The sequence below is a fragment of the Halodesulfovibrio spirochaetisodalis genome (genome assembly GCF_001672295.1).
In the GTDB taxonomy this organism is placed as follows: Bacteria; Desulfobacterota; Desulfovibrionia; order Desulfovibrionales; family Desulfovibrionaceae; genus Halodesulfovibrio; species Halodesulfovibrio spirochaetisodalis.
Map to the genome: position 1 here is coordinate 1 of NZ_JXMS01000018.1, position 19,988 is coordinate 19,988.

General features: G+C 43.1%; 12 protein-coding genes. 3 read left to right on the plus strand and 9 right to left on the minus strand.

Going from position 1 to position 19,988, the window contains the following annotated elements; genetic code table 11:
- Positions 1–147: 147 nt before the first annotated feature.
- Complete coding sequence (locus SP90_RS10580) at positions 148–1,380, minus strand: outer membrane homotrimeric porin (RefSeq protein WP_066855680.1); 1,233 nt, start codon at positions 1,378–1,380, stop codon at positions 148–150.
- A gap of 468 nt (positions 1,381–1,848) precedes the next feature.
- Here SP90_RS10580 and SP90_RS10585 point away from each other — a divergent pair, with 468 nt between their 5' ends.
- Both SP90_RS10585 and SP90_RS10590 read left to right on the plus strand, forming a co-directional pair.
- The gene (locus tag SP90_RS10585) at positions 1,849–3,144 is read left to right on the plus strand and encodes an amino acid permease (protein ID WP_066855683.1); all 1,296 of its coding nucleotides are present in this window, start codon (positions 1,849–1,851) and stop codon (positions 3,142–3,144) included.
- A gap of 12 nt (positions 3,145–3,156) precedes the next feature.
- On the plus strand, positions 3,157–5,454 hold the full coding sequence (locus SP90_RS10590) for an Orn/Lys/Arg family decarboxylase (RefSeq protein ID WP_066855686.1): 2,298 nt from the start codon (positions 3,157–3,159) through the stop codon (positions 5,452–5,454).
- Positions 5,455–5,515: 61 nt separating this feature from the next.
- Here SP90_RS10590 and SP90_RS10595 read toward each other — a convergent pair whose 3' ends face one another.
- Positions 5,516–9,247 carry a DUF748 domain-containing protein gene (locus SP90_RS10595; RefSeq protein ID WP_066855689.1) on the minus strand — a complete coding sequence of 1,244 codons (3,732 nt, stop codon included), beginning with the start codon at positions 9,245–9,247 and terminating at the stop codon, positions 5,516–5,518.
- Between the two features lie 394 nt (positions 9,248–9,641).
- Between SP90_RS10595 and SP90_RS10600 the strand changes: the two genes are divergently transcribed.
- On the plus strand, positions 9,642–10,268 hold the full coding sequence (locus SP90_RS10600; RefSeq protein WP_066855692.1) for an FMN-dependent NADH-azoreductase: 627 nt from the start codon (positions 9,642–9,644) through the stop codon (positions 10,266–10,268).
- A gap of 46 nt (positions 10,269–10,314) precedes the next feature.
- Here SP90_RS10600 and SP90_RS10605 read toward each other — a convergent pair whose 3' ends face one another.
- From SP90_RS10605 to SP90_RS10635, 7 genes are all read right to left on the minus strand, one after another.
- Entirely contained in the window at positions 10,315–12,669 is a 2,355-nt protein-coding gene (locus SP90_RS10605; protein WP_066855695.1) for a multicopper oxidase domain-containing protein, read from the minus strand.
- Positions 12,670–12,841: 172 nt separating this feature from the next.
- Positions 12,842–14,155: an OmpP1/FadL family transporter gene (locus SP90_RS10610; protein WP_066855698.1), complete on the minus strand. Its 1,314-nt coding sequence runs from the start codon at positions 14,153–14,155 to the stop codon at positions 12,842–12,844.
- A 922-nt stretch (positions 14,156–15,077) separates the two neighbouring features.
- Positions 15,078–15,449: a hypothetical protein gene (locus SP90_RS10615; protein ID WP_066855700.1), complete on the minus strand. Its 372-nt coding sequence runs from the start codon at positions 15,447–15,449 to the stop codon at positions 15,078–15,080.
- Positions 15,450–15,559: 110 nt separating this feature from the next.
- A complete protein-coding gene (locus SP90_RS10620; RefSeq protein WP_066855703.1) occupies positions 15,560–16,975 on the minus strand; it encodes a heavy metal sensor histidine kinase in 1,416 nt (471 codons plus the stop codon).
- Positions 16,953–17,648 carry a heavy metal response regulator transcription factor gene (locus SP90_RS10625; protein WP_066855706.1) on the minus strand — a complete coding sequence of 232 codons (696 nt, stop codon included), beginning with the start codon at positions 17,646–17,648 and terminating at the stop codon, positions 16,953–16,955. The genes SP90_RS10620 and SP90_RS10625 overlap by 23 nt, the downstream gene beginning before the upstream one ends.
- 254 nt (positions 17,649–17,902) lie before the next feature.
- Positions 17,903–18,892 (minus strand): lipase family alpha/beta hydrolase, encoded by a 990-nt coding sequence (locus SP90_RS10630; protein ID WP_066855709.1) that lies wholly within the window; start codon positions 18,890–18,892, stop codon positions 17,903–17,905.
- Positions 18,893–19,030: 138 nt separating this feature from the next.
- Positions 19,031–19,987: a beta-ketoacyl synthase N-terminal-like domain-containing protein gene (locus SP90_RS10635; protein ID WP_066855712.1), complete on the minus strand. Its 957-nt coding sequence runs from the start codon at positions 19,985–19,987 to the stop codon at positions 19,031–19,033.
- Position 19,988 lies beyond the last annotated feature (1 nt).

Consider the following 19,988-nt stretch of genomic DNA (forward strand, 5'->3'; position numbering starts at 1 on the left):
GCAAAATAATGCTTAAAATTAATACTTTTTTGCTTATTTTTTTGAAAAGCTGTAAATGCCGACTCCCTCGAATATTTGTGCATAAAAAAAGGCCACCCATAGGGTGGCCTTTTTACGTACTGTCAATTTTGGAATACGAAAGTTTAGTTAGAAATTGTACTCAACGAGAGCAGCAGCTTTAAATACGTTGTCTACATCTTTTGCAGAGCCTGCATCGAAGTCAGTGACAGCGTATGCAAAGTCAACAAGCAGGTTCAGGTTGTCATAGATGCTATAAACAGAGGAGAGGTCAAACTCAGTTGCGCTGTCGTCTTCGCCCCAGCTTGTGATGCTGCTGGATTTGTCGTTGGTACCGCGTACGTAAGTTACACGTACTGTGTGGCTGAGTTTTTCAGTAAAGCTGATTTCTTCCAGATGCAGACCGATACCCCATTTGCCAAGAGCACTGCCGAAGATGTTGTCAGAATCCGGCCCCATCGCACCTGCACCAATGAGAGTGGTCATGCTGAAGTCGTCATCGTCAATGCTGCGCATGCGGCCTTCGCCGTCGCTGTCATTACCGGAAGCGTACCAACCTACAAGAGCAGGAACAACCATGTCGGTCGTGTACGCTGCTTTACCTGCTACAGCGTAGCCACCATCTTTAGTGTGCTCTTTGCCGTAAATACCGTCAAAGGCGAGAGCAAGGTTAGGCATTGGGTTTGCTTCAACAGAAGTACCAACCCAGTAAAGGTTGTTTTTAAAAATTTCGCCTTCCACATCTACTTTGTTGCTTACGTTTGCAAACATAAAGTACGGGGAAACAACCACGTTCCCAAGTTCAGCGGAAACAACGCCACCAAAGAGATCCATGGTAGAAGCTTTCGCAGAGCCTGATTTTTCGGTGTCGTACGGACGAGCAAAAAATGCTGTTACGCCGATGTTGTCAAATGACTGAGAAACAGCAATAGCTGCAACATCATTATCAAGTACAGGAGAAGCAGTAACAGCGCCTGGCAGACCGAAGCCCTGAATACCCGCACGAACTTTCATTTCAGTTGATGGAATGAGGAAATCAACATACGCACGCAGAGTGCTCACGTTAACACCATCAGCACCAAGGGAACCACCGGAACCGGCACCAACTTTGTTGTTTGCCTGTCCCCACGTCTGTTCAATACGGAAGAGGGTAGTTGCGGAAAGGTTTTCGGAAGCGATGATGTCAATCTGTGTATCCATACGCTGGATAAAATTGTTTGTATCGTCGCTGGAACCGTCAAGGTTCACGTAGTCATATCCAACCCACATGGAGCCGGAAGCTTTGATTTCAGCAGCAAAAGCGCCAGTAGTAGCGCCAAACATCATGCAAGCAGCGAGAGCTGATACAATGAAGCGTTTCATGGGATGTTACCTTCTTAATTCTTGTATTCCAAAGACAGTATTTCGATAAGGAAATTCATTTTCAATCAACATTCAAAAAATTGAGATGGAGCATACCATCTCGTAATTCAAACCAGCTCTATGGCGAGTAGAGTGGGTAGATGTGACTTCATGCGAATAAAAATATTCGTGCATTGCGAAAATGAAATTCGTTATCAATCTGATGAGCTTTGTAAAAGGCATTAGATTGATCTGTCAAGCAGCTTTTTTCTGTAATCATTGGAAAAGATTTCCATACTGTGTTCACTCGTTATGATATCTTTAATTATTTTGAGTAATAAGACTGAAAGTGAGCGATACAGAAAAAAAGATTAAATGTTGAAAAAGATAAAGCCATTACTCAAAAAGGAAATCTAGAAATCACTGAGATTGTCTTCATAGTACGATATTCTTAAAACTGTTTTTCAGTTTTATAGCCTAGGAAATACTATGGATACATCAAAACATAAGCTTGGACTTATTGGAGCCACGTTCTTTATTATAGGCAGTCTAGCAGGTAGCGGGGTAATTGCGTTGCCACAACAGCTGGCTGCTATAGGTTCAATTACATTGTTATCCTTCCTGCTTGTAACCGCTGGAGCCCTGTGTCTTACGCTTGTTTATGTTCGGGCTGGTGCCTTATTTGACAATCCAAGTCCGACAGCTCTTGCAGCGTACGTAAACCCGCTTCTTGGTGCAAAGAGCGGGCTGTTTTATGTATATTCAAATCTGATTTCCAACGTTTCAATCCTGATAGCCGGACTTGGCTACCTGACATATTTTGTCCCATCGTTAAACCAGCCAATAATTCTAGGCTGCGTAGTCATAGCGCTTATCTGGGTATTTACATTGCTCGCTTTGCGTGGCGCCAAATTTGTAACCATGGTTGTTTCATGCTCAGTAACTGCATTACTGTTATCAGTAGTGCTTACCGCAATATTTGGCTGGTTCTCGTTTGATATATCATTATTCAAGCAAAATTGGGATGTAGCCAATTTACCCCAAGGTAAAGCAATCCTTTCAGGCTTTGCCGTCTTATTATTCTCATATGTTGGTGTTGAAGCCGTAGCAAACAACTATGAACTTGTTAATAATCCTAAACGAAATGTGCCCATTGCTACAATCGCAGGGTTCATCGTGGTAGCAGTTCTGTACATTGTTTCGACAACCGTTCTCGAAGGCATGTTCACAGCCAAAGTAATTCAAAATCAACCAGCTACGTTTTCATTATCGATTGAGCATATTTTTGGCTCCAAAATATTAGGGCAGATATCTTCACTTGTGATGGCCATTGCTTGCCTATCAAGCTTTCTTGCATGGAATATTTCTGTAGTCAGTGCTGCAAAAACCAGTGCAGATCACGGCTTTCTTCCTAAAATATATTCTTACACCAATAAATACAAAGTGGGCAGCCGCGGGTTGTTGCTTAATGCCTTCATCATGACATGTATTGAACTTGGCCTGATGTTTTTGGGCAGTGATATTGCTGTGGCATTCAATCTTACTGTGACAATTTCAATCCTATTAGTGCTGTTCCCATATTTTTGGTCAGGAATAGCGCTCATCAAAAAAGGTTTTGAGACAGGAAAACACTCGTATTTTGATATCACAATTGCTTCATTGTCATCTGTCTTTTTAATTTCAGCATTTATGTCAGCAGATTTTGCAGAACTATGGCTGGTCATTGTTTGCGTAATGGTTGCTCTGGCCGGCTATGCATTGCTTTTTGCAAGCCAGAAAAAATAGCAGGAGAACAGCATGAAACTTACAAAAGCAGACTGGCCGGTCTTGATCGTTTCCGGCTTGTTCGATCTAAAGAATGATGCAGGAGAACGAGTTCGGGACTTAGAGCAAGAGTTAACCTTAGAGCAGCACTGTTCTGTTCTCCGTGCTTACTGCTACAAGGATGCAGCTAATATTGTACACAGCAGAGCGGACGTCGGTGTTATCGTTATAGACTGGGATATCCGGCATGAATCAAAAGGGGAGTGCGGCAACCCTGAAGTGTTACTTCAAGAAATACGTAAGCGGAACAAGCAAATTCCAGTATGTTTACTTATGGATGATGATCGTAAAGAAAATCTGTCAACAGAGCTCCTGTCCATGCTTGATGAGTTACTGCTGAAGCACATGGATACTGTGGAGTTTTTAGCTGGAAGAATTGAAACATTGTTACTGGAATATATACGACGTATTAATCCGGTATTTTTTTCTGCGCTGGTTCAATATGCTGAAGCATATAAATATGCATGGCATACACCTGGGCACATGGGCGGCGAAGGCTTTTTAAAAAGCCCTGCAGGTGTGGGCATGCATAAATTTTATGGCGAAAATGTATTTCGATCCGACCTTTCAATTTCTGTCCCTGAACTTGGCTCTTTGCTCGACCATAGCGGGGTCACCGGTGATGCGGAGAAAAATTCAGCTAAGACCTTCGGCGCAGACTTTACGTTCTATGTTTTGAACGGGACATCTAATGCAAACCAAATCATCTGGCGCTCTCAGGCCGTTCGGAACGATATAGCTGTCGTAGACCGCAATTGTCATAAGTCACTTAACTATGCGATGGTCATTACAGACATCTACCCTGTGTATATGAAGCCGCGAAGAAATCAGTTGGGAATCATCGGCCCATGCTCACTTTCTGAATTCACACATGAAACGATTCAGCAGCATATTGCAGACAGTACTATTATTCCTGCGGAAAAACAGGGTGTCGTCCCTGTGATGTCGGCATTAACAAACTCAACATACGATGGTCTGTGCTACAATATTGCAACCATTAAAGAAAAGCTGAAGCACAGTGTGAAAAATATGCATTTTGACGAAGCATGGTATGCATATGCCAAATTTCATCCGATATACAAAAATCATTTTGGAATGGCTGAGACAACACACAAAAAATATCCGCCTATTTTCTGCTCACAATCAACCCATAAGTTGCTGACAGCGTTTTCTCAGGCATCCATGCTTCATGTTAAAAATGGCAGCCATGTATCTGTTGATCCAACAGAAATGAATGAGTCATACATGATGCACGGTTCGACATCACCACAGTACAGCATGATCGCTTCCTTGGATGTGGCTACAAAAATTGTTGAAGATAGTGGGGAAGTGCTGTTGTCAGACTGCCTGCATGATGCTGTTTTGCTCAGACAAAAAATTGCCTCCATGGCAGAAGAGCTGCGTGAAAAAGGCAGCTGGTTCTTCTCTATGTGGCAGCCTAAGAAGGTTACATTTGAAAACAAGATGGTAGACTTCACCAGAGTACCAGCAACATTCTTAAGTTCTACTCAGCAGCCGTGGGTACTTGACGCCAATAATAACTGGCACGGATTTGAAAATATAGAAGATAATTTTGTAATGCTTGACCCGATTAAGCTGACTATCACAACACCAGGGCTAGATCAGGACGGTACCTACCAAGCAAATGGTATTCCTGCCATGCTCGTCACAGACTATCTGATCAACCATGGTATTGTGTGTGAGAAAACGGATTATTATTCATTTTTACTTTTGAATTCTATCGGGACGACGAAAGCGAAACAGGGCACGTTGCTTACAGCTCTCCTGAAATTCAAGGAGCATTATGATGCAAATACCTCACTGCAAGAAATCTTCCCTGATTTAGTCAAAGAGTATCCTGATCATTACAGTGATAAAGGCTTGAGAGATCATTGTGATGCTATCCATGTGTACTATAAAAAGTATGACATGCTGGGCATAATGCATGACGCCTTCGAAGTGATTCCCCATCAGGCTATGAAGCCGTCAGACGCGTATCAGGAAGTTGTTAAGAAGAATGTTGAGTATGTGCGGTTGAACGAATTACAGGGTCGAGTACCTGCGGTTATGCTCGTGCCATACCCTCCGGGAATTCCAATTCTTATGGGTGGGGAAAAAGTGGATGGAGCAGCAAAACAAATTTTGAAATACTTGCAGCGTAGAGAAGCATTCGAAAATACCTTCCCCGGATATGAGAGCGATATTCACGGGGTAGAGCGCGTTCAAGATTGCGGAAAGACGTATTTCAAAACATTGTGTGTGAAGAAATAATACAATAAAAAAGGTACGGTCGGAGTATATTCCGGCCGTACCTTTTTTATTTCAAAATAGACTACTGTGTAATTTTTAACTGCACAGCAGTAGCATATTTACCATTTTCGCTATTACCGGCCTGTACAGCCTTTACACGGGATTTGAGTTCCGGAAACTTTTTGACAATGAAATCCCGAACCGCATTTGCCCGTTCCAGAGCAAGCTTGCGTAAAGCTTCTTGGGAGGTGTCTGCCGTGCTCCGTAAATAATCTTCCATCTGCTTTACCGACCTGTCTTTGTACCCTAGCAGCCCGCTCGGGCGAGGGTTATTCGGCATGTCTGGAGCATCCTCATACGCTTCGGTTAAGTACTCTGCGTACTTGTATTTAGGCACATCAACCGTACTTATATCAATATTTTTACGCGTAGCTTTTGAGAGTGTCCTGTACCACTTTTCAATGACTGCTGTTTTAACTGCTCGTTCCTTCAGACCTTTCATGTCCGCATCTGTGTTGTAAAAACCAAGACACTCCAACTTAACATTTTTTTTAGTCCGGAGAATGGAAGCAATACGGTTAAGCGTATCCTGTTCCTTTTTGGAGAGACCGGCATACCCGGGAGTAAATCCGACGTATTTGGCATCCTCCGGCTTCACATCTCCAAGGAGTGAACTTACTACCGTAAAAGGTGAGACCGCTGCTTTAACAATAACGTTCACAAGTGTTTTTGTAATAAGCTGGCTGAGATGGAAATTAGGATCATTTAAATCACCTGTAACAGGTAAATCCAGTGAGATGTTGCCGTCTGGCTGCCGCATAAGTGAAAGGCCTAGTTTAATAGGAACAGAAGGGGCTTTTGAATTTGGATTTTTATTACCAAGCGTAAAGTTTTCGAACAAAAACGAGTTTTGAGCATTAAGCTTGTTCTGCTGAATTTTAAGTTTGATGTTGGCTTTAAGTGCCCCTGTATTCACGGGGTAGGCAATATACTTCACTGTGTACGGACTGAATTTTTTCAACCCTACATCCTCAATTTTCGCCGTAATATCGAGAGCAAATGGCTTTGCCATTGGGTTGACTGCTCCTGACGCAGAGATTCTTCTTCCCTGTAATGTTGCAGAAAAGTTGACAGGGGAGCTATTTGCTCTACTCAGATCAAACTTTTTGTATGAAGCTGAAATATTTTCAAAATCAAGAATAACTCTCGGATTGATGGATGCATCTTGAAACGTGACAGAACCGTCTTTAATTGCAATCGATCCTATGGAAACGCCAAACGGTTTTGTTGTGGCGACAACAGCGGCAGAGTTAGCAGAAGGTGCTCTGGTCTGCGCTGGCTGATTGCCTTGAACTGCGCGAACAATGCTTAACGAGCCATTGGCTTCTCTAGTGATATTGGTTGCTGGCTTTGCAATGGAGACTGATCCTATATCTACACTATTTTTGTCAGAATCCAACACCATACTTTTTATAGCGATCTGCCCAACAGAACCAATTTTTTCATTAGTGCTTTTATTGGCTGCAGAGACGTTATTCACCGTGACATCCGCATTAATGTTGTACTTAGTTTCTCCGTTATCAGGAACAGATAATTGAGTTTTTGCTGAAGTACTAACTGTTCCTGTTGCAATATTAACTTCTGAATACTCTTGAATATATCCGGCAAAATCAGGAATGTTCAGGTTTGAAACGTCAATTTTGCCATCAACAGCAAGTGGCGAGTGAGTGAACGTTCCATCTGCCTTGATAGTGCTTTTGTCATTAACTCCAGTTGAAACAGAAAACTTAGACGGAGTATTCGCAAGGGAAATATTGTCTGCAGTAATGGCAACATTTTTTAGATGAGTAATTACTTTGCGCTTCAGTGCTGTGTCATTAAACGTAATTTTACCGTTTGTAACGCCAACAGATTGAATCTGCAGCTTCCATGGGGATTCGGATGACTTCTTACCGGAATCTGCGGATTTTTTTGCAGGCTCTTTTTTTGCCTCACCTGCAAAGAGTGTTGCCAGATCAATTCCCTCTTTATCACGTGTTAAAGTGATGTCCGGGTCAGCTAAGCTTATTTTCGCAATGGATACAGACTGTTTTTTTACGTCAACGGCAGCCCCATCTACCGTTAAGGCTCCCAAAGTGATCGGGGCTTTGGGGTATCCCTTTCCTGTAACTGTAAGTTTTTGCAGACGGATGCTTCCATCAGCAATCGTAATTCCGATTTCTTGTGCAGAATCTGAGGAAACCTTGAGTGTTGCGCCCGCAGAAAGGGCACCGCTGCTAATCTGCGCCGGTGTTGCTGCAGCAATGTACGGTGTGAATTGCTTCAGGGACAGGTCAGTAATTTTTGCTTTTATGTTAGCTGCTACCGGTGAAACAGAGACATCTCCCTGAACAGAAATCATTTTCTTTTCGCCAACGTCCAATGCAACTGTTGCTTTGCTGCCGTCAGCAGTAGAGAAGTTTTTAATTTCCAGATCAACAGGTTCGAAGATGGTTGCAAAGGTTCCTTGAACCGCACTGTCCTTAAAAGCAATCTTACCTTTTTTGATTACAAGCGATTCAACGACAACAGTAAAAGGACGATCTTTTGCTGTAGGCTTTTCTTTTTCTGTCTTTTTTGATGCGGTAGTGGGAGTAGCTTTTGGGGGAGCCGGTTCTTGCTTGGTAGAGGTTTTCTCAGTTTTCTGAGTGGTGGATGATACGACAACCTTATCTTTTGTCTCTTCTTTGGCTTCATCAGAAGCATCAACTGCAAAATACGTTGCCCAGTTGATTGAACTGTCTTTATCTCGATGAACTTCAATGAAAGGATTATCAATTGCGACTTGTTCAACGGTGAGCATTTTCTTCGCAAGAGAAAAGTCTTTAACAATAAGCTTGATGCGCGGAATAGTGAGTACAGGCGACTTATCATCTTTGGTCATCCCTAAATCAACCAGTTCAACTCCGCCTTTAACATCAAGATCCATTGGCTTGCCTTCAGGTCTGCTGAATGCAAGGTGCACATCGATTTTCATTGTCCCTGATGTAATGGCAACCGGTGAAGAAAGAGGAATATAGCGCCAGTAGCGCGCCAGCGGTACATTCTCCATGGAGAAAGAGAACTTGGTCAGGTAGTTTTCGGAAAACGGATAGGTGGAGCCATCAAGGTCAAAAGGAGCCCCGTTAATCAACATAGAAAGTTTTGGCTGCACAGCTTCTTTATGATCACCGGGGAAGGAAGACGTTAACGGCACTGCCAGCGACAATTTACTAATTGTCTGAACGGTATTCATCTTTTTGTCATTAAAGACAATGGTTCCGTCTTCAAGAATAAAATTCAGAAGTTTAAACGGAAAGATTCTTCCGTCTTTTTTTTCTGTAGTGTCAGTTTGTTTATCTGCCTCTTTTGCCAACTGTGCCTGGTGCTCAATAATATCGTCAATTGAAAGACGGTCATCCTTGTAACGGGTGATGTTGATAGAAGGCTTAACAATTTTTACGTACTGAACAATCGGGGCCATAGCCAGAATGGATTTACCCGATAGCTTGGCTTCCAACATAGCAACTGAAAACAAACTGCCATCGTCATCTTTTTTGATGATAGAAAGATTTTCAAACTGAACGCATAGTGTCAGCGGATTAAGGCTAATATCGCCTATTGAAACTTTTCGTTGCAGCAGGGGGGGGAGTTGCTTTTCCAACTGCCATTTTGCGACAGGTGCTATTACCAGAAACCCTACAATTACATAGATAATAAAAAGAGAAGCAAGGGTTATCGCTGTAACTGTGGCATACTTTCTTGGTCTTGTTGAAAACAACATCTTCCAGTTCATACAAGCCTCTTATGTATAACGACTAAAATTATTTACATGAAAATTGAGAGCAGGTTCAATCTTGGTTCAACTGCGTACCATTATTCCTACCTGTAATGTATGAATGTATGTGCAGGCAGAAAAGAATGTTAATTAATTTCTTCACTCGAAAAGATCAATCTGCAAGGCAGAAAAACCAAATATGACTGTACCCCGAAACACAGGGAACGGCTATCCGTTTACAAATCATTTTTGTCTCGTATGGCCTGATTGTCAGAAAGTTAAATAAGGTAGGAGTGCAGTATTTTTTTAATGCGGCGGATTATATAAATGACTCAGTAATAGAAAAGGCTACTCTACAATATAAAGGCCATTTTTGCCTTATGAAAACACACTGGTTTAAACAGGAGAGGATATGAGCAGCTTATTATATATTGAAGCATCTCCCCGCAAGGAGCGTTCTAAATCCATTGAGATTGCAAAAGAATATTTACAAGTATTTCGTACCAAAAATGAAGATTGCAATATTACCACATTAGACTTGTGGGAACTCAAGATGCCGGAATTTACGGATGAACGAATCAATGCAAAATACAAAGTACTGCATGGTCAGCCCCATACACCAGAAGAAAAAGAAGCGTGGGATGAGATTGCGCATTTTGTGGAAGGTTTTGCCGCAGCAGATTATTATCTATTTAGCCTGCCAATGTGGAATTTTTCCATCCCGTATAAGCTTAAACACTTTATAGACATCATAACACAACCTGGACTTGCGTTTACCTTTTCTCCTGAAACAGGATACCAGGGGCTCATTACAGGGAAACAATGTACGGTCATTTACGCACGGGGCGGGGAGTATGCAAGTAAAGAAACCGCCTCTCTGGATTACCAGAAAACATACTTTCAATTCTTACTGTCATTTATCGGATTCAGTGACATTCAAAGCATCACGCTTGATGCAACATTAGGCTCACCGGAAGTAAAGGAAGCCAATATGGCTGAAGCGCTTGTGCAGGCAAGAGAGATTGCAGGCTCACTATAGCAATAAAAAAAGGCTCCATACGGAGCCTTTTTTACAGTAAAGTCGATTAAAACTGGACTTGAAAGCCGCCACCCCATCCGTAGTCCGAATGCCACTGCGCCATAAGGGAGAATTGATCAGAAATAATATAGTACGCACCGATAATACCTTCCCAATAGTCGTGCGTATCAAATTGTGCTTCCCCTTTTATGGCAAGGCGCGGAGTAAGTTGGAACGTTTTTTCTAGAGTACAACGCGCACCACCTTCAGTATCTACCCATGTTCGTGAATCTATGTTGAACGGCAAAAGATATCTGATACCGATAACGCCACGTCCGACTTCAGTATCAGTATTATTCATAAACATATCCCCACCAATAAACGGGGAGAAAAAGCGGTTTACATAGTAATCATATGTACCGATAAATTCTGACTCGACATAGTCAATAATCTGCCAGCCAATTTCCCATGTAACCATAAAGATATGGCGGGTAGAACTTGCCTGAACAAAACCTTCAGTCGTATTGCTGAGAATATTTGCTTCGCCGAAGGCAGTCCAATGTTCGTCGTACAAATTGGGACGGACTGCGGCGAGAGCCGGATCCATTTGAAAACCTTCATAATGAACAACACGCGCCATACCCGCCTCAAGATGATAGAGCAGGTGGCAGTGGAAAAACCAGTCCCCAAATTCATTTGCATCAAATTCAATAACAGTCGTACTCAATGGAGCAACATCAACAGTATGTTTCAATGGGGAATAATCACCTTGTCCGTTAATTACCCTGAAAAAATGTCCATGCAAATGCATCGGGTGATGCATCATGGTTCTGTTGATCATAGTAAAACGAACTTTCTCCCCTTGATGTATCCTGATTGAATCACTTTCAGAGAGCACTTTACCATTAATCATCCAGACATACCGCTCCATGTCTCCATCCAGCGTCATTCGGATATTTCGAGCCGTTTTATGCGGTGAGAAATTGGTATTATGCAGTGCTCGCAATTTATTATATGGAGGCCACGGACGTTGTGAAGAGCTTCCGTCAATAACTAGCGGTGTTGAAGACGCGACATCTGAGGCAAGCGGTTTGAAATTCCATGTATATTTTTTTCCACTCGGAGAGTCAGGAATAGGGTATGTCAGCTCTTTCTTTTCACATGGCGGCTGCGAAATACACTCGGATTGAATGCGTTGCGGGTGCGGGCAGGGAATACTTGCTGGCACACCGGCAAATGTTTTTTTCTGTACATCATCTGCATGCGACTTCATGCTCCCCATTTTTTTTGAATGCATAAGACGCCCCGGAGTATCAAAAATTCCAGTCGCTACACGGGCATCCGTTAATCCCATCACGTCGTTTGGCGTAAGGGCTGTAAGCTGTCCTAACGTGAGTTTTCCCATCTGGTGATACAAATTCGGCTTGGGGATATCCGGTGCTGCGTGCAAAGGACCTTCACCTATCCAGACAGAGGCATGTGCTGAGCCGTCTTGTGCTGTTGCTCGAAATTCATATGTGCCATCTGGAGGGACGGTAATGATGACATCATATGTTTCAGCAACACTGATCAAAAATCTATTTTCATCAACAGGTTCCACGCGTTGTCCGTCTGCAGAGATGATAGTCATAGGGCCACCAGCAAATTCTACTAAAAAGAACGTGCTTGCTGAGCCGTTAATAATACGCAGGCGAATCGTTTCGCATGGTTTGGCAGGCAACCGTGATTGAGGCTTTCCATTGGCAAGAAAACGATCGTACGCAATGTCTGCTATATCAATATCCGGCATTCTCCGCAGTTCACGCATCAGATAATCACCAAGCATGCCAATGCGCGCAGCTCCAACAATACTTTGCGATGCACCTTTTTGAAGGGATGGGGCGTCACTCCCTCGCTTAAGCCACCTGTACACAAAGTCGGGAGAGGTATCAGTCCAGTCAGAGAGGACAATTACCTCATCACGGTTTGTTACAATGTCATCACATTTCGGGTGTACTACGATTGAGCCATATAACCCGCGCTGCTCTTGAAATCCGGTATGAGAGTGGTACCAATATGTACCGTGCTGACGGATAGGGTATTCATATGTAAATGTTGTATGGGGTTTGATAGGCGGGAAGCTTACATACGGCACTCCATCCATATTGGGTGGAACAAGCATGCCGTGCCAGTGTACAGATGTTGGAACATCCATAGTGTTATGCACGTGGATTCGTGCACAATCGCCTTCTGTAAAAACTAACGTTGGTGCGGGAATCTGTCCGTTGACTGTGACAGCAGGAACTGATGTGCCTGTGATATTTACCGGTTGCTCTGCAATGCTAAGATGATATTCAACAACTTTAGCTTGTGTCGGGGCTGCAAAAAACACCAATAAAAAGAAAACTACATAAATGAGGATGTCACGAAAGGTTCTGTGCATAGGGGCTCCTGTTGAGGCATCAATAGTGCATGGATACAACTGCCTGCACGGAATCCCCACAGTACTATACAAGAGCTCATATGTGTAGATTAAAGTCTTTAATTTTGAATTGTTACAATAGGGCTAACGAGGCTCAAAGGTCACAGGAAACAACGAGGAAAACACGAAGATGCTAAAATTTCCATTGAATGTTGAGTGCCAGATATTGCAGGTGGTTTGTACCATATTCGCCTTTTAACCTGCCTGTAAGCGGGCCGCCTTTTCTATCTATTTTTCCTTTACCTGCATCGAGGTACTGGTAAGCAATGCCCAGTGTTATATCCTCACCCCACTCATATTGAAGGCCTGTGGCAAGTCGGATCTGCCTGTCCAAAGGAAGTACTGGAGAACGGTTGCTCTCAGAGCATGGGGAAGTATCGTAAGCTGCGCCAACTGACCATATCCAGTCATCTGCTATACGTCCTTGTATGCCGACTGCGACATGCCACGTGTCGTCATAATCTAGATTGACTGTGGCATCAGAAATGGCTGTGTTCGAAATTGAGACTTCAAGTTCTCCGAATTGCCTCCAATTCTGCCACGATACAGTCCCCATCACTGCCCATAACGGAGTGATATCGTAGTGGAGACTAAACCCCACAGCTTGAGGTATCGTAAATTTCAAATCAATATCGCTTCCCAGTAGTCCGCTTTGTGTCAACAACGCGGTAAGAGCAGGCTCCAGACCTGATACGGACACAGCGTCATTAAATTTAACTTGAACAGGTGAACGGTAGGTAAGGCCAGTGCGCATCTTAGGTGTTATGGTATAAAACAAACCAGCATTGCAGCCTACACCAACAGTGGTGGCATCAACTTTAAGCTGTCCATCATTGTTTGATTCTGCTAACGGCGGATTATTAACAGCAGACTTCATAAAAAGCTTTGCGACAAGCATGTCTACACCGAACCCAGCAGACAGTTTCTCAGTAAGTTTGGTACCGAGGCTTACAGTAGCTCCGGCAGTAAACAATGATGCCTCTTGAACATAATACCTTCCACTCCAGTCATCATCATAGTTAAGCCCCAACCCAAAATAAGAACCAGTACCAAAACCGAACCAAAGGTTTTCCTCCAATCGACCTACGTAGCTAAAGCTGCCTGCAGGCAATACACCTCCAGCATTTCCTCCGTTTCCTCCAGAGAAGGTGTTTTCTTGAGCAGAGAATTGCGTATCTATGAATATGCCCTGAATTCCAAATAGCAGCTCTGAGCGGTTTAAATTAGTCATTGCAGCAGGATTGGTAATTGCTACTGAAGCGTCCAGTGCTGTAGCTCCACGTCCAGCAGCGGCTACTCCAAGATCTGGCGTGCCGATCTCATATAGCCAGACACCTCCTGCAATCGCCTGAGTTGAACAGCCAAACACAAGCAAAACAGCAACGAGCCATTTTCCTAATAGAGTTTGGAAAGAGTCTGTATGGTGAGGAGGGTTCTCTGCTTCCATAGTACCGCCTGAGAAAATGTGGAAACGAAACTACCTCCTGTTATCACAAGAAACTTTTGATCACAGTTATAGATGATAGTAATTATAGATACATAATAACTATGCGGCATTAAAATAGCTAAGGATCCCGGAAAGGGGATGCCGGAACCCTTAGCTGCTACAGGGGGAAAAGAAGTATGTGATACAGGCTGGTAGGATAGCCTGCTTGTGAGCAGGAAGTGCAGAGTGTTGTTCGTACTCTACGTAGGTAGGGTAGGCATACAGGTTGGAAAAATTCTAAAGAACCTGCACATTGCAGTCGGGGTAGGCATACGGCGGAACGTTGCCAATTGAAACCCTACGTGAATACAGACTTCTGAGGAGTCAGCATCGTATTTACATATTATGTTTCAATACACTGTTGAAACGCTCCGCCGTAGCCAGTGGTGCATAGTTTATTTCAAAGAAATAGCTATATCGAGACTGATAACTACACTTTTTATGAACTTTGCTGAAAACATTGCTTTTAATGCTCAGTAGAAAACAATAGCTGAAACGTACTGAAAAATAGCCTACCGTGTAGGCGCTATGTTTTTACATACTGCATTATATAATGGAGAACTTCGGAGCTGCACCCGAAGTACAGTGCGTCCATACAAGCTGTAACAGTAAAGTATTCACTATGCACTTTCATTCCTTACTTTATTCATTACAAGTAATAATGAAGTACTGAGACCCTCTGCGAGTATATTTCTCAGCAAAAAAGTAAGCTTATGTTCGGCAAGCTGTCTTTGATTGAGTACTTACACAACAAGTTTTAACATTTTACCAACTGAAACATTACAAAGTTGTTAGAAACAAAAAAGCCGGCAGAAATATCTACCAGCTTTCAGTGAGGATGTACTGTCTATATATGACGATGATACCGTCAAAAGGCGCTTTACTAGTGAGTGGAGCTATCCTTGGAAGAGTCCAAAACTACCTTCATATCACGAACAACTTTATCTTCGCCAGCACCATAATATTTTACAGATACAAATTGGCCTACTGCAAGATCAGATAATGTGATTTCGCTATCCCATTCGAGTAATCCATGACCTTTTTTTTCTATCTCTGACTCTGAGATAATCTGAAAGGTCATATTGTGGCCTGACACATTTTTTATGGTTACTGATGAATGAGGTACATCGATTCCTACAATTTTCCCTTTAACTTTAGGCCAATGATCATCCTTACCGGCATATGCGGTCATGACAGAACTTATGCTGAGACAAAAAGTGAGGATGAACACAATAAGTTTGGGAGTTAATTTCATAAACTTCTCCATCACAGTTTTATAAAATACCCGTCCTGCATTGCAGTCTGGTGCCGTAGATCTTGGAGGCACACTACAGAGAAGAGCTCTTCAAATCTCAAACAAACAGATTACAGAGTTGTTATAGTGGGAAAGAGCAGGGTGAAGGTCGTTCCCTTGTCGACTTCAGTTTGAACAGAAACGCTTCCATTATGGGCAGACATAATGGTCTGAACAAAAGCAAGCCCCAACCCGGTGTTTGATCTGTCAGCACGTGCTGTGTCAGCACGATAAAAACGGCTGAATATATGAGGAAGGTGCTGTTCCTCAATCCCTTTGCCGGTATCTGTGACTGATATTTTGACAAATCGCTTAAGATGTTCGGTGCTAAGGGTTATTTGCCCGCCTTCAGGAGTATACTGGATTGCATTCCCGATTAGGTTAAGGAGCGCACGGCGTAATAAATCTTTGTTTGCGGTCACATAGCCTGAACCCGACCAAGAAATACGAATACTTTTTTCATCAGCAAGTGCTTCCAGCAATGTAGTCTGCAGTCGAAATTCTTCTTCAATAGAACACTGCTCGACCTTAAGGGGACTTTTCATATGTTCTGTTCGAGTAAGAAACAGCATATTGTCCACAAGCTTGGATAAGTGCGTAGCTTCAATCTCAATAGTTTCAAGAGTTTGTTTGTACTCTTCAACTGATCTGTCGCGATTTAGTGTCACACTTGCAGCGGAAAGCATGTTGTTAACGGGAGTACGAACTTCGTGAGCGATATCTGTTGAAAATTGACTGAGTTGAGTAAATGCTTCTTCCAACCGTTCAAGCATTGAATCAAAAGAACGGGCAAGCCCTGTAAGTTCATTTGGCCACGGTTGGTTTCCTATCCGCTGTGAAAGATGCTCGGAAGAAATGCCTTGCATTGCTTCAGCAACGTGCTTGAGAGGGCGTAGCCCATAGCCACTGACAAACCAGCTGATGGCAATGGAAAGAAGTATCCCTGACACCAACAAGATTGCCAGATTGATTCTGTACCCGCGCAGAAGTGTGGTACTGGGGCTCAAATCATATGAAGCGTCAACACGCCATGTGTGCCCGGGACCAGTGTCAATCTGGAACGACGTCACCAGGTACTCTATGTTGCTTTCTTGGTCTTTCCAGTCTCTGTAGTGGAGTGGATCTGATGGAGTAAAAACTTCCGGTGGAATATGCATGTTGGGAGTAGAAAGATAAAGCTCGTTGTTGGTAGAAAAGACCCGTATCCCAAGCCTTCCGTGCGCATTAACAGCATACTCCCAGATAAGCTGCCAGCTTTCAGAGTTTGTCGTGATGGAAAGAGTTTTTACTGCTCTGCGTATGAAGGAAGTTGATTCAATAAACTCCATTTTGTCTTCATTCTTAATCTGATCTTTAAGACCAGAGTAGAGAAGTACAGAGGTTGCAAAAACGATAACGGTAGTAATAATCGCAAAAGAAATTGCAAGCCGGGCCTGTAAAGAACCGTTGTGCAATATTCCCAGCTTATTCTTCCGTTTTAAGGACATATCCGACTCCCCGCTGCGTATGAATAAGCTTTTGTTCAGCATCAGCATCAATTTTAATACGCAACCTGCTTACAGCAACATCCACCACGTTAGTGTCACAGTCAAAGCTGATCCCCCAGAGCTGTTCTGCTAATACTGTACGGGTAAGTACTTCGCCCTTTCTGCGCATAAAAAGTTGTAACAGGGCAAATTCTTTAGGTGTCAGCTCAATAATCTTCCCGGCACGTTTAGCCTGATGCGTTAAGAGATTTAACGTTAAATCGCTGGCGGTCAGTTCTGTGTCAGCAGTCACAACAGGTGAGCAGCGGCGCAGCAATGCCCGTATTCGTGCTAAAAGCTCTGCAAATGCAAATGGTTTAACCAGATAGTCATCAGCACCGAGTTCCAAACCACGAACTCTGTCCTCAACACCGTCGCGAGCTGTAAGGAAGAGTACTGCAGCACCGTTATTTGCTTTTTTAGCTGTTTCTAAAATGGTTAATCCATCAATTCCAGGCAGCATGATATCCAGAATTGCCAGTGAATATTCTTCTGTCAGCAAATAATGTAATCCATCTGGCCCATTGTGAGCCACATCAACCACAAAACCTTCTTCACGTAACCCTTTGGCAATATATGTAGCTGCGGTTTCCTGATCTTCAACCAGCAGAATTTTTGTTGCATTTGTCGGCATATACATTGTCCTGTCATTGCGCACCAGCAAAGACGCAGACTCTCAACATTATCAAAAATCATTATAGTGTCTTGCCAGTGCAAAAAAATTGTGAACTTTATCTGTACACGATTTAGCCAAATTCAGGAAAGAAAATTTGATTACAATCTTGTCAGAAAGTTTTGTAACAATACACAGTAAGGGACTTTTAGAAAAGTGAGATTAAAACCCAATGCATGGGGGGGAACAATACTAAACAGCGCTCAGTAGACGGATTATCGGTGAGGGAGACATTCTTTGTCTGAAATACACTGTTTAATACAGGCTGTGACAAATTCAACAACAGTTGAATTGCGTATTGAATCTTCATGAGTTGTTATTGCGCAATGGGTTGCGGAAGGGGTAACCACACGGCCCGTAGCAAGCTGGTTTGTCGTGGAAAACAAGTTGTCATTGGGATACGGTGTCTGACTGCTTTCCATCGTAGCACCATAAATAAGCGTGTAGGCCGTCTTGGGAGAGAGAGGACATTGTTTCATTGCATGGATAAAATCACTTCCTGAGTCCAGATCATCAAATACTTTGGGGCTGAAAGGATTAACCAGCTTCGCATACCCGGCCAGATTGCAGCCGTCCCAAGGGGTTGCGATTGTGACAATGTGATGAACAGGGATATTTGATCTATGCTCATAGAGTAATTGAGCGGTTCTTACTGCTATGAGCCCTCCCTGAGAGTGACCGATGAGAACAATGCGGGAATGCTGCAATTGCTCTGCGTTACTTTCCAGCAGACTCACTAAGATGTCAGTTGTTGTGTGTAAGGACTCTCCTGTGGGGTAATTGAAAAATACATGAGTTACACCTAACGACTGTAACGATGCATAAATACGTTTCCAACCTGTTGGACGTCCTTTATATCCGTTAATATAGATTATAATGAGTTGTTCAGAATTTCCTGTGATTTGGTATAATCCACCATAGCCGCTATTCCAAAAATCAGCAGGAGCATCCACCCCTGTGTTTTTGCGTTTAACTGAGAATAGAGGGTATGTTAAATCAGTTATAATTCGTGAGGTAACAGGAAATGCATTGTTGCCCGAATCCGGCTTACACACTAGTCCATTTTTTAATAACAAGTTATCAGCAGACTGAAGACAATTCGAAGAACAATGGACTTTCTGTGGCATTGAGTGCAACGCACTACAGCCTATAAGATGCTGGAAGCAAAGAACTGCAATCCAGAAACTGAATTTTTTCCTGAGCATAGATTCTCCTTAAAAGAATATCTTTCACAGTACTTCATTCAGCTGGGGATATTGAGGATATGTTTTTTTATTTATGATTGTTATGTAAAAAAGCGATGCTATTATATCAATAGCATCGCTTAGTCTTATTCATAGGAGTTATCGCTCAAGAGTAATCAGTGCACTGTGCTGTAATGCATCCGCTCCAAGCGTCTGTGCCCGTGTATACTTATTTGAAGCAATGTTTCGAGCGGCCTGCACTGTTGAAAAGGCAAGTGCTGAAGGATGAATACCCAGAACAGGTAACACATCTGTTACATTAGCAGCATCACTATATTGAGCGAAAAGGTGGTGTTGCTCAACACTTCCCAGCGAGGAAAGTATCAGCGGGGCTGTACTGCCAATTTGCTGTTCAGCAAAGGGCAGCATAGTAATATCTGTCAATTTACAGATAGGAACAGATTCAGCACGTGTTGAAAGTACCATAAACGCTGCACCTTCACCTGCTACAGCGTCTGAAAGCAAACATGCCTGTTCTGCTGACGATTGAAAGTGGTTAACGCAATGTTCCAGCACCTGACAATGTTCATCAACTCCGCCCACCAGCACGTAGTCAGCCATACCATGCTGCAACCAGTACACTGCTGTAGAAAGGGCATACGCAGGCCCAAGACCAACATTACTGGTACAGACACTTGGCCCTTGTGCTTTTGTCTGCATCGCAATGTAGGCTGCTGCCGCATTGTGCAACCCACTGGAAAAATGAGTAGGAGACGCAAGTCTGTCACCATCGTCTAAAAAAGAATCTAAGAAATTGAACGTTGTTTGGGCAGCACCGAATCCACTGGCCAGAGAAATACCTGTTTCAGTAAGATCATTTTCCATGAGTCCAGCATCTTCAAGCGCCAGAAAAGCAGCGTACAGTGCAAGACGAGAAAAATGATCAATACGGCGTAATGCACGTTTCGGCACAAATCGTGTGAGGCCATCCGTATCTGTGAGGGGAGACGAACCAACAATTTGGCTTGCAGAAGCACCATCTGGAAGTGCGTCCTGTTGCTCTCCGTGTGGCGTTACAATTCCGGTGCCGAGTATATATATTTCACGTTGCTGCATC

Bases quoted from the DNA above. Each gene is read 5' to 3' on its own strand.
- SP90_RS10580 (WP_066855680.1), bottom strand. From the start codon at position 1,380: ATGAAACGCTTCATTGTATCAGCTCTCGCTGCTTGCATGATGTTTGGC.
- SP90_RS10585 (WP_066855683.1), top strand. From the start codon at position 1,849: ATGGATACATCAAAACATAAGCTTGGACTTATTGGAGCCACGTTCTTT.
- SP90_RS10590 (WP_066855686.1), top strand. From the start codon at position 3,157: ATGAAACTTACAAAAGCAGACTGGCCGGTCTTGATCGTTTCCGGCTTG.
- SP90_RS10595 (WP_066855689.1), bottom strand. From the start codon at position 9,247: ATGAACTGGAAGATGTTGTTTTCAACAAGACCAAGAAAGTATGCCACA.
- SP90_RS10600 (WP_066855692.1), top strand. From the start codon at position 9,642: ATGAGCAGCTTATTATATATTGAAGCATCTCCCCGCAAGGAGCGTTCT.
- SP90_RS10605 (WP_066855695.1), bottom strand. From the start codon at position 12,669: ATGCACAGAACCTTTCGTGACATCCTCATTTATGTAGTTTTCTTTTTA.
- SP90_RS10610 (WP_066855698.1), bottom strand. From the start codon at position 14,155: ATGGAAGCAGAGAACCCTCCTCACCATACAGACTCTTTCCAAACTCTA.
- SP90_RS10615 (WP_066855700.1), bottom strand. From the start codon at position 15,449: ATGAAATTAACTCCCAAACTTATTGTGTTCATCCTCACTTTTTGTCTC.
- SP90_RS10620 (WP_066855703.1), bottom strand. From the start codon at position 16,975: ATGTCCTTAAAACGGAAGAATAAGCTGGGAATATTGCACAACGGTTCT.
- SP90_RS10625 (WP_066855706.1), bottom strand. From the start codon at position 17,648: ATGCCGACAAATGCAACAAAAATTCTGCTGGTTGAAGATCAGGAAACC.
- SP90_RS10630 (WP_066855709.1), bottom strand. From the start codon at position 18,892: ATGCTCAGGAAAAAATTCAGTTTCTGGATTGCAGTTCTTTGCTTCCAG.
- SP90_RS10635 (WP_066855712.1), bottom strand. From the start codon at position 19,987: ATGCAGCAACGTGAAATATATATACTCGGCACCGGAATTGTAACGCCA.